Below are 14,477 nucleotides of genomic sequence, written 5' to 3'. Positions count from 1 at the left end.
AGAAAATATGCCTCAGTTAGCGACGATTTGCTACATTGATAACGGGAAAGAACTGCTCATGCTCCATCGTAATAAGAAGCCTAATGATGTTCATGCGGGTAAATGGATTGGTGTGGGTGGTAAGCTAGAGAGAGGAGAGACTCCTCAGGAATGCGCGGCGCGTGAAATCCTTGAAGAAACAGGGCTCAAAGCCAAACCAGTTCTAAAAGGTGTCATCACTTTTCCTGAATTTACACCAGATTTAGACTGGTACACCTATGTTTTTAAGGTGACGGAGTTTGAGGGGGATTTGATTGATTGCAATGAGGGAACGCTAGAATGGGTTCCCTATGACGAGGTTTTGAGTAAGCCGACTTGGGAAGGTGACCATACCTTTGTTGGGTGGCTTTTAGAAGATAAACCCTTCTTTTCAGCCAAGTTTGTTTATGATGGGGATAAATTGTTGGATACCCAAGTTGATTTCTATGAATAAAGGAGAAAGCAGATGCTACTAATCAAAAATGGTCGTGTTATGGATCCCAAGTCTGGTTTGGATCAAGTGTGTGATGTTCTAGTCCAAGATGGGAAAATTGTCAAAATTGCGCCCGAAATCAAAGAAGAAGGAGTAGACATCGTTGATGCTACAGGTCTTGTAGTTGCTCCTGGTTTGGTTGATATCCACGTTCATTTCCGTGAACCTGGTCAGACCCACAAGGAAGATATTCATACTGGTGCCCTAGCAGCCGCTGCAGGTGGCTTTACAACGGTTGTCATGATGGCTAATACTAGTCCAACCATTTCAGATGTAGAAACCTTGCAAGAAGTTCTCCAGTCAGCTGCCAAAGAGAAGATTCATGTTAAGACGGTTGCGACCATTACTAAAAATTTTAATGGGCAAGATTTGACTGACTTTAAAGAACTCTTAGAAGCTGGTGCAGTCGGTTTTTCTGATGACGGTATTCCGCTTGAAAGCAGTAAAGTTGTCAAGGAAGCCATGGAAGAAGCTAAAAAGCTTAATACCTTTATTAGCCTTCATGAAGAAGATCCAGGTTTGAATGGGATTCTTGGTTTTAACGAAAATATTGCTAAAGAACATTTCCATATCTGTGGTGCGACTGGGGTGGCTGAGTATGCTATGATGGCGCGTGATGTCATGATTGCCTATGCAACTAAGGCCCATGTTCACATCCAGCATTTGTCTAAGGAAGAAAGTGTTAAAGTAGTGGAGTTTGCTCAAGGATTGGGAGCGCAAGTAACAGCAGAAGTAGCGCCACAGCATTTTTCTAAGACCGAAGCACTCCTTTTGACACAAGGAAGCAATGCTAAGATGAATCCGCCGCTTCGTTTGGAATCAGACCGTCGTGCCGTTATAGAAGGTCTTAAATCAGGCGTTATCACAGTTATAGCGACTGACCACGCCCCTCACCATGCAGATGAGAAAAACGTTGAGGATATTACCAAAGCACCATCTGGTATGACTGGTTTGGAAACCTCTCTTTCTCTCGGATTGACCTATTTAGTCGAAGCGGGTGAGTTGAGCTTGATGGAATTACTTGAAAAGATGACATACAATCCAGCAAAACTATATAACTTTGAAGCAGGTTACTTGGCGGAGAATGGTCCAGCAGATATCACTATTTTTGATCCTAAAGCTGACCGTCTTGTGGACTCCCATTTTGCTTCTAAAGCATCCAATTCACCATTTATCGGTGAAAACTTAAAAGGGCAGGTCAAATATACCATCTGTAAAGGACAAATTGTCTATCAAAACTAGTTGGAACCCTGCTCTATAATGTTAAAGAATAGAGACTTTTTATGTATCCAACTCATCGTTTTAAAGAAAAGTTTATCTTATTTCTTAAGATATTCTTCCCTATCCTGATTTATCAATTTGCCAATTATTCCGCTTCCTTTGTAGATACCACTATGACTGGTCAATACAATACCATGGATTTGGCTGGTGTCTCTACAGCAACTAGTTTATGGAATCCTTTTTTCACATTTTTGACAGGTATCGTCTATGCTATGATTCCCATTATTGGACACAATTTAGGGAGAGGAAAAAAGGAAGAAGTTGCTTCTGATTTTTATCAGTTTATTTACATAGCTTTAGGACTTTCTATCTTCTTATTTGGATTGGTGATTTTCCTAGCACCACCAATTTTAAATCATATTGGCTTAGAACCAAAGGTAGCCGCAGTAGCTATATACTACTTACAGTTTTTAGCGATTGGTATTATTCCTCTCTTACTTTTTAGTGTTATCCGTTCCTTGTTGGATTCCTTAGGATTCACAAAACTTTCCATGTATCTGATGCTTTTGTTACTGCCTCTAAATAGTGGCTTTAACTATCTCTTGATTTATGGAGTTTTTGGCTTGCCTGAGTTAGGAGGAGCAGGAGCTGGTTTAGGAACATCTCTAGCTTATTGGTGCCTTCTAGCCATTTCAATTTTCATTTTGATAAAGAATAAGAAGCTGAAGGAATATCAATTTTCCAAAATCATTCCCCTTGATTTTGAAAGAATGAAGGAAGGTGTCAGACTTGGTTTGCCAATAGGAGGAACAGTTTTTGCTGAAGTAGCTGTTTTCTCTGTAGTTGGTTTGTTGATGGCTAAATTTTCATCGCTCATTATAGCCAGTCATCAATCTGCTATGAACTTTTCAACACTCATGTACGCCTTTCCTATGAGTATTTCTTCCGCCATGGCGATTGTTGTATCTTACGAACTTGGAGCTAAACGATTCCAAGATGCAAAAAAATTTATTCATATAGGAAGAAGTGTAGCTCTTGTTTTTGCAGCTTTTACCTTGTCCTTCCTCTATATTTTTAGAGATAATGTAGCTAGTTTATATGGAAATGATCTGAAATTTATAGAAACAACAGCAGTATTCTTAACTTACAGCCTGTTCTTTCAGTTAGCTGATACCTTTGCAGCTCCTCTTCAAGGTATTTTAAGAGGATATAAGGATACTGTGGTTCCTTTTTACTTGGGTTTAATTGGCTACTGGGGCATCTCTATTCCACTCGGCTTTATGCTAGACCAGCTAACCGATCTAGGCGCATACGGCTATTGGATTGGTTTGATCGTAAGTTTAGTGATAACAGGTCTATTATATGAATGGCGCCTACAAGTTGTGATGAAAAAAGTCAGTTCTTAAAATTAATAAAATCTATTTTAATAGAGAATGAATAAAAAAAATTCATAACAAAACGCATAATATCAAGTTTTTTCAAGACCTGGTATTATGCGTTTTATGATTTTAAAGACTAGTTACCCAGCTTTCTTTAGGAAATATTTACATAATATAATTTATGTAAAATTATAGGCTGTCTAAAGCATTTTTTTGCTCATCATTGACGATATGAGTATAGAGGTCAGTGACTTGAGTACTTGCGTGACCTAGCTGGTGACTGACTAATACTTGAGATTTGGTCGCATCATAGAGCCTAGTTGCTAGTGTATGTCGGAGTTTGTGGGGTGTGACACGTACTTTAAAGTTCTCAGAATACTTAGCGACCATTTTTTCAACACTAGAAGCATCAATTCGATTTGGAATTCCACGGTATAGAGTCAAAAAAAGGGCTGTATCTGTTTTTTCAGTCTGATAACGCTGACTTCTTATTGAGAGATAGTTTTCTAGATAAGGTTTAGCAAAGGCAGCAACGTTAACAGAGTCTCGTTTTCCACCTTTTCGAATGACATCAATGACCATCATCTTAAGATTCAGGTCTTTTAGATCTAGATTAACTGCTTCTGACAAGCGGACACCTGAAGCCAGTAGAAGGGCAATAATGGCCAAATCTCGTTCTTTATTTTTATTAAAAGATGAGAGTGCGCGATTTGACAACTCGTTAGGATACTCTTGGTCTATATAGGTAAGGAAACCTTCAGTTTCATCACCTAGAAAAAGTTTTTGCTTGATGTTTTCAGCTCTAGCGGCAAGGGTTTCTTTCTTTTTTTTAGTTGAAACTTTCTTCATTACATTACGATAAAAATAAGGCTCTCCTTGATCATTTTCAACTTCCTCGGTCAGATACTTGTAAAGACTAGAAAGTGCTGACAAAGTTCGATTGATGGTTGTTTGAGAGACGCCTTGCTTAGTTGTATTGGCATTTAGTAATGGACGTTCACGTAGATAGAGAATAAAGGATTCCATATCTTTTTTGGTTAGATTTTCCAACACGGATAAAGGAATATCAGACATTTTATCAGCTTTTGAAATATCAGACTCCAAAACCCAGTTAAAAAAACGGTCATATTCCTTAAGGTACTCGTACAAGGTCGTAAAACTGTAGGGCACAGCAAGCTTAGATTGGTAGTATTCCAGAACATACCAGGGCATGATTTGTTTTAGTTTGTCGATTCGTTCCAGTAAAATCTCACGTTTCATGATTTTCTCCATAAATAAGTCTACTAGTAGTATAGCATAGACCTATATATTTTTCAAGAAAATTATAGTTTTTCGGAAAGATGTTATAGAGATTTTTAGAAGTAATAAAAAAGACTTTGGATCTTAGAATAGCTAAAAATTTTTTAATGTGCATTTTAGTGAAAATGTATTTTACTAAACTTCAAAATACATCTAGCTACTAGATCAAAAAATGTACTTTATCTCACCTTAAAATAAAGTACATTTCAATTATAAAGTACATTTTTCAAAGAGTGTACATTAGGCCTTAAACTCAGTCGTATCAAGGGTTTAATCACTATCTAGGGAAAAGTACAAAAATTTCCAGTTTTTTTGGAGTTTCATTGTGAATCATTAGCTAGTGCTTTTTCTAGTTTCCAAATACTAAACCAGAATGAAATAGTTAACAGAATAAGGAAAATAAAAAAGAGATTATCAGTAACGATACTTCTGTTCATTCTACATAACTGAAGAGCTATATAAGGAGCTATGAGATACAAAATATATTGTATAATTGCTATTGTTTTCTTTTTCATGATTTTAATCTTACTGTAAAGATTTGATACAGTAAACTCCTTTCTAGCTTTATGCTTTATCATTCCTAACTTGATTATAGTCTTATTTTTACCAAAGTTCAATTATTTGTATGTGAAATATCTTATCTGTAAAAAATAACCGATCTCATTGCTGAGAACCGGTTTTCTAATATATTTAATTAAGAAGTTTATTTTTACATAACATAAATTATGTAAAAACTCCTACAATAACAAATCTTTGACTTTTCCAATTTCACTTTTTGGAATAACCAGATGAATCATATCACCGAGATACATTCTGGTTGAGCCGTTAACTGTTTGGCTCTTGCCGTTATGAACTTGGGTTGTGATGAGGACATTGTGTGGTAGGTTGAGTTCGTGTACTTGTTTTCCAGCGATTTTGTCTGATACAGGGATTTCAATGAGGGTGACTTCTCCTTCATCCGACGCTTCTTCTGGTAGCATTTTTTCGAGCATGGCTTCATATACGGGCGCACCTTTAAGTAAATCCATGATGATGTAGGCAACTAGTGTTACTAGTCCAAGGGGCATGAGGTTGCGAATATCTCCTACCATCTCAGTTACGAGTATCATAGCGGTTAAGGGGGCCTTAGATATTGCTCCAAAATAGCCACTCATTCCTAGAATGACAAAGATAGGAAACTGCTCTTGACTTACAAGCCCAAGATTGACACAAATAACACCAACTAGGGCACCAAGTAAGGAACCAAGCGCCAAAATTGGTAGGAAAATTCCTCCTGGAAGGCCACTTCCATAACTAATCATGCTCCAAACAAAGCGGATGATAAAGTATGCTAATAAGACTTGAAAACTAAAATTTTGACTAGTTAGAGACAGGACAAGTTGATTTCCACCACCAAGAATTTGGGGTAAGAAGATGCCGACTGGTATGATGAGAATGAAGGCTAGAATTGGATAATACGCTCTATCCAAACGGATTTTTTGACCAATCCAATCATAAACTCTGCCAACATTAAGTACAGCTTTTTCATAAAGAAAACCAGAAAGTCCTAGAAAAATTCCCATAAGGAGGTAAATCCAATACTGATCCAGGGTCATGAGAGGAATATTATCTGGCATATCCAGTACAGGTGTTAGGCCAAATATGAGTAGAGAAACAAAGTTTGCTACGAGACTGGCTGCTAGAGTGGAAACCCAGAAAAAGCGTGAGAAATGATGGTAGACTTCTTCTACTACAAATAGGAGTCCCGCAATGGGAGCATTAAAGGCAGCAGCTAGACCTGCAGCAGCTCCACTAGCGATTAAAGAGCGCTCTTCTACAGGGCTTGATTTGAGCCATTTTGCAATTCCTTTTCCACCAACTGCTCCTAATTGAATACTGGGACCTTCACGACCTAACATCAATCCGCTAGCAATTGCTACTGTACCAAGAAGATACTTTTTCCAAAGAACACTCCACCAGTTCAAAGACATAAGCCCTTTTAATTCAGCTTCAACTTGAGGGATTCCTGATCCCTTAATATCCTTTTCTGATGTAGTTAGTTTGGCACTAAGTAAGGAAATGATCAGATACAAAAATCCAATTATAAACAAATTAGGTATTAGGTTTGCTTGATCTCGATAAAGTCCTTGAATAAAGTGGAAACCTTTTTCGATTAAAAATCGAAATGATCCAACAATCATGCCGACAACAAGGCCGACCATAACTCCTCTTCCTACTTGGGCTAATATGGTACTGGATGCAAAGGCAAATTCTTTTTTAGAGCGGATTATTTCCGTCTGTTCTTCCATTGTTATTTCCTTAACCTAACTTTTTTGCTTTGATGAAACCAATGATTTTATGGGTTCAAAACTTAAACGATGAATAGCTGTAATTCCCTGTTTTTCAATACCTTCCAAATGCTTTGCTGTACCATAGCCAGCATTCGCCGAAAAGTCATAACCAGGAAATTGACTATCGTAATCCTTCATGAGTTCATCACGTGTAACCTTAGCGATGATTGAAGCCGCTGCGATAGAGAGGGAATTAGCATCTCCCTTGATGATAGATGTCTGAGAAATAGGTAAGTCTAGTTTCATGGCATCTATCAAAAGGTGTTGAGGTTGTAGACTTAACTGAGAAATAGCTTCTTTCATGGCTAGTTTGGTCGCTTCATAGATATTGACTTGGTCAATGACTTGATTGTCTATGATTCCGATTCCGATTGACAGGGCTTGGTCTTGAACAGCTTGGAAAACCTCCAGATGTTTCTTTTTAGGGATTTTTTTACTGTCGTTAAGGCCCTTAATTTTACAACCTTGAGGCAAAATAACGGCTGCGGCCACTACTGGACCAGCCAGAGGACCACGACCTACTTCATCAACACCTGCAATCAAGGTCAAACCTTGCTTATAAAGGTCTTTTTCATAAGTAAGCATATTTTCCAAGCGAAGATTCTCATCCAATTCAGCTTGAATGGCTTTTTTACGCTTGCTGATTTCCTTTTGAACTCCAGACCGAGTATCCTTTTCGAGTTCTAAAAAAACAGGACTATCTAACTCCTTGACTGTAGCAAGGAGTTCTTTAATTTCTTTAATCGTCGTCATTGAGGTCTTCCAATGTATCTAAGGTATAGTTACCAAGTTTACCATCGCGGACTTCCTTCACGAAGAGAGTGTAGAATCGGTCATAGTCATCACGGAAACCGAGGGCACGGGTCATATCCATAATAATAACAGGCGCTTCTTCTTCAAGATTCATTTGTTTGAAGCGTTCAGCCAGCTTTTCTGGATAATGTTCTTTGAAATAATTGAGACCAAAAATAGTCACTTCATCCATGGGAAGGAGCTGATCTTTAATAGCTCCTGTTAATGCCAACTTAAGAGCAACTGACTCATCTTCAAATTTAGGCCAAAGAATCCCAGGGGTATCCAATATTTCCAAATCTTTGTTGGTTTTGAGCCATTGTTGCCCTTTTGTGACCCCTGGCTTGTTTCCAACAACAGCAATTTTCTTACCAGCTAAACGGTTCATAAGAGTGGATTTACCAGCGTTTGGAATCCCGATAATCATGGTACGCAAGGTTTCAATCTGAATGCCACGTTCCTTTTGGCGAGTAATCTTATCTGCCATGAGTTTTTTAGCGGCCTCTGTCACGACTTTTACAGTAACTTGTTCTTTTGAATTTATAGCAAGAGTTTGAATGCCCTGAGATTCAAAATACTGGCGCCATTCCTTAGTCATAGCTGGATCAGCAAGGTCAGCCTTGTTTAAAATCAAGAGTTTTGGTTTATCGCCAACAATCTTGGTCAACATAGGATTTTGACTAGATAATGGTAGACGAGCATCAACCAAAATTGTCACAAAATCAACAAATTTTAAATTTTCCTGAACCTGTCGACGAGCCTTAGACATATGCCCAGGAAACCATTGAATAGTAGCCATTGAGTTTTTTTCCTTTCGTAGCAAGGGTTTAGAGCCCCTATTTTATTTTACTATTGTCTAAACACCAAGCGAACACCAAAACTACCATGCAATGGAAAAACCTCTTATTTGATTCTCACTTGATTTCACAATCTTTATATCAAACTGTGGGTGGTATTTGACAATATCTTTTTTGATTTTTAATAGTAAATTTGAAACAATATTTTTAGGTGAGTAACGTGGACTAAGATGTAACAAGTCTTTGAACTCATCAACACTTAATTCTACTTTATTGCTATTATCACTAGTTTCAATGAATTTTTCAATCATTCTGGAATATTTACAGGTATAACTTTTCAATTCTTCAAAATGGAAATTGTGATTTTCTACAAATTGATTTAAGGCATTTACAGTATTTTCTTGTGAACGATTTATATTATGTGTATAGCCCATTGTTGTCTCAAAGTTAGCATGTCCTACTCTAGTCATAATATCTTTCACTGCTATGTGCATCTCATTACTTTGAAGGTAACTAATATGCATATGCCTAAACGAATGGGGAGTAACATGTTTTACCCACTTAAAACCATAGTCACTTAAACAATTTGTCAATAATTTTCCTTCTATTCGTTTCAAAATTTGACGAAAAGTGCTTGATGTTATTGGAGAGCCGTATTCTGTTCTAAATACACTTTCAGAATGTGTAAAAGCAGGACAGGGATGTTTCTCCATATAAGTATCAAACTCTTTATTTCTCTGTATTGTCCTTTTAATAGCTTCGCTTGCAGCTTCAGGCAAAGCTACTTCTCTAATTGAATTGAGTGTTTTAGTTGTATCAAAATGAAATTGTTCAACTTTTAAACAATGATATTGAAGTGCCTTATCAATATGCAAGATTCCTTTTTCAAAATCAATATCTGATGGTAAAAATGCTGCTTCACTAATTCGAATACCTGTAAGCAACAATACTATAGCAAGATCATAATAGTTTGCATTTCTGCATTGGCGTAACACATCAAAAAATGCATGTAATTCATGGATTTCTAGAAATTTAGAATCATGTCTTTCTTTTGCTTTACGCCTTTTCTCTAGTGAAATATCTAGTTTTACCGCAGTCATTGGAGAAAACTTAATGACATTATATAACACACCATGATTAAAAATCTTATTACAAGTACTTTTTATATGAGTCATTGTTGAAGGCGATGCATCATACATTTCTAAATATTTATTGAGACTATTTTTCATCAGAAGTGGAGTAATCCTGTCTAACAAAAAATCATCTCCTATAATTTTCCCAAGACGCTTCATAACCAGTAGTTCTCTCTGAATTGTTTGTGGTTTAACAGAGACACACCAAGTCTGAAACCAATTTTCTTTTAACTCTCCAAATGTTGTAATCAGTTCAGGACTATACTGACTTTCAAATGAAGTAGTTAGTCTATCTATTTTATCAAGAACCTCTCTTTCAGCTTGTTTCCTCGCCCTACTAGTATTCTTAGTATAACTTACAGTTACTGATTTCCACTTTCCTGTTAGTGGATCTTTGTACTTTTCAACCACTTGATATAAGGGTTGCCCTTTTGAATTTGTTTTAGTTACATAATACATAATTTAATTCCTCTTAACTCTTAAAAAGAAATAAATCATTGTTGTATAGAATAAATAACTACCCTATATTATACCATGACTTCCTTATTTTGTCCGCTTTTGCTTCCATCTTAAGAAACTTTCAAATCCTTCTAGATTAATGAAAACAAGTTTATGGGTTGGGTTAATTACATACATGGAAAATGTTCTGTTTTCTCGCATTTCTTTAATCCATCTGTTCAATGTATATTGATTTAAACCATCCCATCTTTTTAGAATTCCCTTTTTATCAGCCCATTCTGCAATGGAATTTTCGACAGATATATATTTTATATTCATGTCATCATCCTTCCTAAAAAAATATTTTCTCCTCCATGGCATGACTGATGAAGTCATCATAAGAATTTCACTTACTGCTCTTTTACGGTGGCAGCCTGAACGGTCAGAAGTATCATTGTATATCATTTGTATCATGGCATATAAAGTATCGCTCTATTTTATTGATGGTTTTAATGTCGCTCTTATCATGGCGAGCCATTCAAAACTGCTCCACAAATGAGGAAAGTACCATTTTGGACTATTCAATTGTCAATGTGCTTTCTTAACCTACTACTTTTTAGAGTAATGGTCTTCTTTATTATCCACTCGACCTACAAGGTAGTCTAGACTCACCTTATAAAAATCTGCAAGTTTGATAAGGTCATTTATAGAGATTAGCCTGCTACCAGCTTCCATTTTAGAATAAGCTGATCTTGTACAATTCAAAACGATTTTCGCAATATATTCTTGTGTCAAATCATCATCTTCACGTAAATCTCTAATCCTTTTCAACATTTGTTGTCTCCTAAAACAAGTATAATATAGTTATTTTCTTATTATTAAATATGTGACAAATTGGCACATGAAACTATTCTATATATACTTTTTAGGAAACTGTTTACTCTAAATGTATCTCATTTTCCTCAATAGATTTCATATTTTGTTTTTTCTTATATTTCTTTATTGTTTTATTAAACATTTCAAATAAATTTATTGCTTCTCTATGTTGTTCCTTCAGTGTTTCAATCTTTCCTTTATATATGTATAAATCCTTCTCTATTGTATCTACTGAACTTTTACCTTGAATACTACTTTCTAAATTGCTAGAACTATTTGTCGTATCTTTCAACAATACTTCCTCTAAATTAGTTAAATCATCAATTTTATTTTGGAGTTGTTCAATCATATTCTCTAGATAAGATATTTGGGCAATGAAATCATTTGTTATATCTTCAAAATCATTCGGACTATTTTCCGCAGATATAAGAAAATCTAATTGTTCTATTTTTTCTTTAATTTTGCTAAGAGGTATTCTTCTATACATATGTTGCGGTTCATGCTGAAGCGTAAATTGCCTAATTAAAGTTTTACCTTTCATAAAGCGATTTTTTTCTGCTGAATCTTTATGATATACATAGTAAGAACTAGTTTCTCTGAGAAATACTTTAACTTTTTCTTCTTCCATATTGATTTGAATATTTGGTACAAAAATAAGTCCTTCTTGTCGGATACCAAACTGTACCTTAATGTAAATTCCATCGTCTACTACTGCTTCTATTTGATTAAGATTCAACTCTACTTCTAACTCATGAACATCATCCCTATTTCTCTTGAAATCTTGATAGGATTTCCATACCACCTCTTCTGTCGGCAACTCTTTTTCTTTAATTAGCTTTTCTTTATTGTAAAGTTCAATTAAATTATTATTATCTAAGACAAAAGTTTCATTTTTGTTATTAAAATAGTCTTGAAAATAACTAACACTATACTGATTCGTTTTTACCAATTCCTGCTCTGAAAGCTTAATCCCATCAAATTCAAATAGAACATGTTTTTCTTTCGGAATTATTTTTAATCCAAACAATTCTGCTCGTTGAATCAATTCATTCATATTCTTCATTTTCGGAAGTAGAAATTCTAAGATGTTTATAATTTCCCTTTGAACAAACTTTTTCTTAAAATAAGTTTCATTATAAGGTTGTTTTCTATTCAATTTATTATCACGTACGACTTGTTTCATATTTGAATCGGTCATAAAAAAAGTAACATGCTTGTGTCTAAAATCAATTTTTAAATGTAAAGCTTTTGCTTTTTTCATGAAATCTTCAAAATTTTTCGAGTTCTCAATTAGAAAATATACCCGTTGTTTTATTTCATATTTGTAATTGGTTTTTCGATAAACTTCATACTGACGATGCGAATAACGATTTTCTATAATCTTTGCACCTGCAATTTTTGAAAGACGATCTGAAACCATTCGTAGATTACGTTCTGACTTATAATTCCATAGAAACTTTTTATCAGAATTCTGATCAATTGAATTTAGAATGATGTGATTGTGGATATGACCTTTATCGACATGTGTTGCTACGATAAAACGAAATCTACCTCCTGTCAACTCTTTAACTGTATCATAACCAATCCGATTGATTTGTTCGGGAGTAAGATGATCATCTGGAGAAAAAGACTGAATAATATGATGAGAATGAATTTTTCGTTGATTTACTTCTTGCCTATCATGACGAAATTCATAAAGAGTATCATTACTTAAAAAATTATCATTGTACATCCTCACTAGTTCTTTATAACTAGGAAAATCTAAATAATTTCTCATACCAAAATCTGAAACTAGTGTTAGATTTTTTGTTTTACTTGGATTCAAAATATATTTGATTAGTTTACTACGATAATTTTTTCCATGAATCGCAAAGTGTTTAGTGATAACCATAAAATTTCCTCAATTTTTCAGATTGAATAAGAAAATCTTTCTCCACTTCTACTATTAACTCTTCTATACCTTTTCTCAACTCATTTAATTCAACTTCCGTTATTAAATTCGAATAATTTATGCTTCTGGCTATTTGATTAATATTATTTCCGATTCGTTTTAATTCAAAAATCAAATCTTGATAACTATTTGTATCAATGGTGATAAAATTCATACCAGGATCTAGTAGAGTTCGTCTAGCATATTCTGAGAATGATAAGCAGTGACTTTTTGAGATATTTTCATTCAATTTGACTAATTCTAGGTCAGATAAAAAGACTTTTTTTAAATTTGTTCTATATCGGTGCTCCACTCTACTACCTCATGTATTTGTTACGAAAATTTTCACTAAGAAGACTTGTTTTTTCTACTTCTTTAATCAATTCCTGAATACAAGTTAACAAAATAGAAACATGTTCTTGAGTAACCTGATGATTTGTTTTAGCAATTATGAATATTTCATAAACATCACGGCTAATTTGTTCCAACTTTTGTTTTTTCCAAATGTTGAACCATTTTTCCATCTGTTTTTGTCCATCAGACAATAGTAAGCTTTTACGGAGAAAATCAGAAAAATTATCCTCTCCTTTCTCTCTCATTAAATCTAGTATTTGTTTTTCTTCCGTTTCTGTTAAGCGAAATTGTTTCCGAATACTACGTATATCTCTTTTCATATGACTTTTCCTCCTTCATTGATACCTGTACTGACAATGTAAGCTTACAGACACTGTCAGTACATTTTTCAAAATAGCTTCAACGTTTTTGTAAGGCTTTGCGAGCTCAGATATTGTGTCCACAATATCCCAAAAATAATATCGCTTGCCATTTCAAACCTTACGGTTCAAAAACAAACGATATGACAATGTGGTGGCAAGCCCCCAAACCCCATTTTTTCTTAACAAGTAAAACATTAACAAAATAAATTTGAAAAAAATATCACAAAATATTAATTGAAATTTAAAAATATAATTTCTTAAAAAGAAAAAACAAGCACAATTAAAATTCTAGTAATTAGAAAACTTAAACTGTGTTTGTTTTTCATATTTAATGTTATCGATGAGCTAATTTAATAAAGATTTTTTCAATTTTCAAAATAATTTTTCAGAATATCAGGTTCAATCATTACTACTTCAATCTCTTCACTATTTTCGCAACATACTGCGGCACTATAATAATCTGAAATGTTTAATAATTTGAAAAAAGTTTTTTTCTCAGTTTCTAAATCACTAATAACATTTATTTGTTCATTATTGATATTGAATCCCAATTTTTCTACTGGATATTGAAGACCTATTCCTAAGTATTTTAAATAACTTTCTTTTAAAACCCAATAATTATAAAATAATTTAATTTTTTCTTCTGTTTTACAATTATCAAGTTCCTCTCTTTCCATTGTGTGGAGACAATTAATAACTGTATCCAAATTTAATGATATATTCTCCTCAATATCAACACCTATATTATTGGTTGAAATAGAACATATGACAATATCTCCTGAGTGTGATAAATTATATTTTAAATCAAAGTCATGGTCTATGTATGGTTTACCATATATATTAAAATGAATCTTACAATCCTTTAAATTGATACCATAATATGTTTTTAAAGCGTAATTCAAAAGCAATTCAGAAAAAATTGAACGTATTTTATCCTTTTCAAATTTAAAACAGTTTATTTTTTCTTTCCTATTTGGAGATAAAAAATCTATATATTTTTTTAAATTACTAAATCTTTCGTTTGAGATATCAGAATATATTACTTTCAATTTTTA

The 14,477-nt window shown here is 34.2% G+C and carries 14 protein-coding genes; 3 read left to right on the top strand and 11 right to left on the bottom strand.

Annotated features, from left to right (window positions below):
• The first annotated feature begins 7 nt into the window (after positions 1 to 7).
• From QZ114_RS09135 to QZ114_RS09125, 3 genes are read left to right on the top strand one after another with little or no spacing between them, the layout of a single operon-like run.
• Entirely contained in the window at positions 8 to 472 is a 465-nt protein-coding gene (locus tag QZ114_RS09135) for an 8-oxo-dGTP diphosphatase (protein WP_119943325.1), read from the top strand.
• 12 nt (positions 473 to 484) lie between these two features.
• Positions 485 to 1,753 carry a dihydroorotase gene (locus QZ114_RS09130; RefSeq protein WP_295502466.1) on the top strand — a complete coding sequence of 423 codons (1,269 nt, stop codon included), beginning with the start codon at positions 485 to 487 and terminating at the stop codon, positions 1,751 to 1,753.
• 41 nt (positions 1,754 to 1,794) lie between these two features.
• Positions 1,795 to 3,138: an MATE family efflux transporter gene (locus QZ114_RS09125; RefSeq protein WP_295502464.1), complete on the top strand. Its 1,344-nt coding sequence runs from the start codon at positions 1,795 to 1,797 to the stop codon at positions 3,136 to 3,138.
• 162 nt (positions 3,139 to 3,300) lie between these two features.
• Here QZ114_RS09125 and xerS read toward each other — a convergent pair whose 3' ends face one another.
• The 11 genes from xerS to QZ114_RS09070 form a co-directional block, all read right to left on the bottom strand.
• Complete coding sequence (xerS, locus tag QZ114_RS09120; protein ID WP_295502462.1) at positions 3,301 to 4,371, bottom strand: tyrosine recombinase XerS; 1,071 nt, start codon at positions 4,369 to 4,371, stop codon at positions 3,301 to 3,303.
• A gap of 776 nt (positions 4,372 to 5,147) precedes the next feature.
• Positions 5,148 to 6,698 (bottom strand): ClC family H(+)/Cl(-) exchange transporter, encoded by a 1,551-nt coding sequence (locus tag QZ114_RS09115; RefSeq protein WP_295502460.1) that lies wholly within the window; start codon positions 6,696 to 6,698, stop codon positions 5,148 to 5,150.
• Between the two features lie 15 nt (positions 6,699 to 6,713).
• Entirely contained in the window at positions 6,714 to 7,493 is a 780-nt protein-coding gene (locus QZ114_RS09110) for a ribonuclease HII (protein WP_295502458.1), read from the bottom strand.
• The gene (gene ylqF, locus QZ114_RS09105; RefSeq protein ID WP_295502455.1) at positions 7,480 to 8,331 is read right to left on the bottom strand and encodes a ribosome biogenesis GTPase YlqF; all 852 of its coding nucleotides are present in this window, start codon (positions 8,329 to 8,331) and stop codon (positions 7,480 to 7,482) included. The genes QZ114_RS09110 and ylqF overlap by 14 nt, the downstream gene beginning before the upstream one ends.
• Positions 8,332 to 8,412: 81 nt before the next feature.
• Positions 8,413 to 9,921 carry a site-specific integrase gene (locus QZ114_RS09100; RefSeq protein ID WP_295502453.1) on the bottom strand — a complete coding sequence of 503 codons (1,509 nt, stop codon included), beginning with the start codon at positions 9,919 to 9,921 and terminating at the stop codon, positions 8,413 to 8,415.
• Positions 9,922 to 10,005: 84 nt separating this feature from the next.
• Positions 10,006 to 10,239, bottom strand: a complete 234-nt coding sequence (locus QZ114_RS09095) for a hypothetical protein (RefSeq protein WP_001022845.1) — start codon at positions 10,237 to 10,239, stop codon at positions 10,006 to 10,008.
• 270 nt (positions 10,240 to 10,509) lie between these two features.
• Positions 10,510 to 10,734, bottom strand: a complete 225-nt coding sequence (locus QZ114_RS09090; protein ID WP_004261340.1) for a helix-turn-helix domain-containing protein — start codon at positions 10,732 to 10,734, stop codon at positions 10,510 to 10,512.
• A 103-nt stretch (positions 10,735 to 10,837) separates the two neighbouring features.
• A complete protein-coding gene (locus tag QZ114_RS09085; RefSeq protein ID WP_295502450.1) occupies positions 10,838 to 12,667 on the bottom strand; it encodes an SAG1250 family conjugative relaxase in 1,830 nt (609 codons plus the stop codon).
• Entirely contained in the window at positions 12,654 to 13,019 is a 366-nt protein-coding gene (locus tag QZ114_RS09080) for a MobC family plasmid mobilization relaxosome protein (RefSeq protein WP_295502448.1), read from the bottom strand. The genes QZ114_RS09085 and QZ114_RS09080 overlap by 14 nt, the downstream gene beginning before the upstream one ends.
• Before the next feature lie 4 nt (positions 13,020 to 13,023).
• The gene (locus QZ114_RS09075; RefSeq protein ID WP_295502446.1) at positions 13,024 to 13,380 is read right to left on the bottom strand and encodes an SAG1252 family conjugative relaxosome accessory protein; all 357 of its coding nucleotides are present in this window, start codon (positions 13,378 to 13,380) and stop codon (positions 13,024 to 13,026) included.
• Positions 13,381 to 13,787: 407 nt separating this feature from the next.
• Positions 13,788 to 14,471, bottom strand: coding sequence for a 4'-phosphopantetheinyl transferase superfamily protein (locus QZ114_RS09070; RefSeq protein ID WP_295502445.1), 684 nt, complete (start codon positions 14,469 to 14,471; stop codon positions 13,788 to 13,790).
• Between the last annotated feature and the right edge of the window lie 6 nt (positions 14,472 to 14,477).

The organism is uncultured Streptococcus sp., assembly GCF_901875575.1.
In the GTDB taxonomy this organism is placed as follows: Bacteria; Bacillota; Bacilli; order Lactobacillales; family Streptococcaceae; genus Streptococcus.
The sequence above is the reverse complement of the archived record's forward strand: the minus strand, read 5'-3'. Positions and strand labels throughout refer to the sequence as shown.

What these genes read in the sequence shown, in the direction of transcription:
- QZ114_RS09135 (WP_119943325.1), top strand. Translation starts at nt 8, where the DNA reads ATGCCTCAGTTAGCGACGATTTGCTACATTGATAACGGGAAAGAACTG.
- QZ114_RS09130 (WP_295502466.1), top strand. Translation starts at nt 485, where the DNA reads ATGCTACTAATCAAAAATGGTCGTGTTATGGATCCCAAGTCTGGTTTG.
- QZ114_RS09125 (WP_295502464.1), top strand. Translation starts at nt 1,795, where the DNA reads ATGTATCCAACTCATCGTTTTAAAGAAAAGTTTATCTTATTTCTTAAG.
- xerS (WP_295502462.1), bottom strand. Translation starts at nt 4,371, where the DNA reads ATGAAACGTGAGATTTTACTGGAACGAATCGACAAACTAAAACAAATC.
- QZ114_RS09115 (WP_295502460.1), bottom strand. Translation starts at nt 6,698, where the DNA reads ATGGAAGAACAGACGGAAATAATCCGCTCTAAAAAAGAATTTGCCTTT.
- QZ114_RS09110 (WP_295502458.1), bottom strand. Translation starts at nt 7,493, where the DNA reads ATGACGACGATTAAAGAAATTAAAGAACTCCTTGCTACAGTCAAGGAG.
- ylqF (WP_295502455.1), bottom strand. Translation starts at nt 8,331, where the DNA reads ATGGCTACTATTCAATGGTTTCCTGGGCATATGTCTAAGGCTCGTCGA.
- QZ114_RS09100 (WP_295502453.1), bottom strand. Translation starts at nt 9,921, where the DNA reads ATGTATTATGTAACTAAAACAAATTCAAAAGGGCAACCCTTATATCAA.
- QZ114_RS09095 (WP_001022845.1), bottom strand. Translation starts at nt 10,239, where the DNA reads ATGAATATAAAATATATATCTGTCGAAAATTCCATTGCAGAATGGGCT.
- QZ114_RS09090 (WP_004261340.1), bottom strand. Translation starts at nt 10,734, where the DNA reads ATGTTGAAAAGGATTAGAGATTTACGTGAAGATGATGATTTGACACAA.
- QZ114_RS09085 (WP_295502450.1), bottom strand. Translation starts at nt 12,667, where the DNA reads ATGGTTATCACTAAACACTTTGCGATTCATGGAAAAAATTATCGTAGT.
- QZ114_RS09075 (WP_295502446.1), bottom strand. Translation starts at nt 13,380, where the DNA reads ATGAAAAGAGATATACGTAGTATTCGGAAACAATTTCGCTTAACAGAA.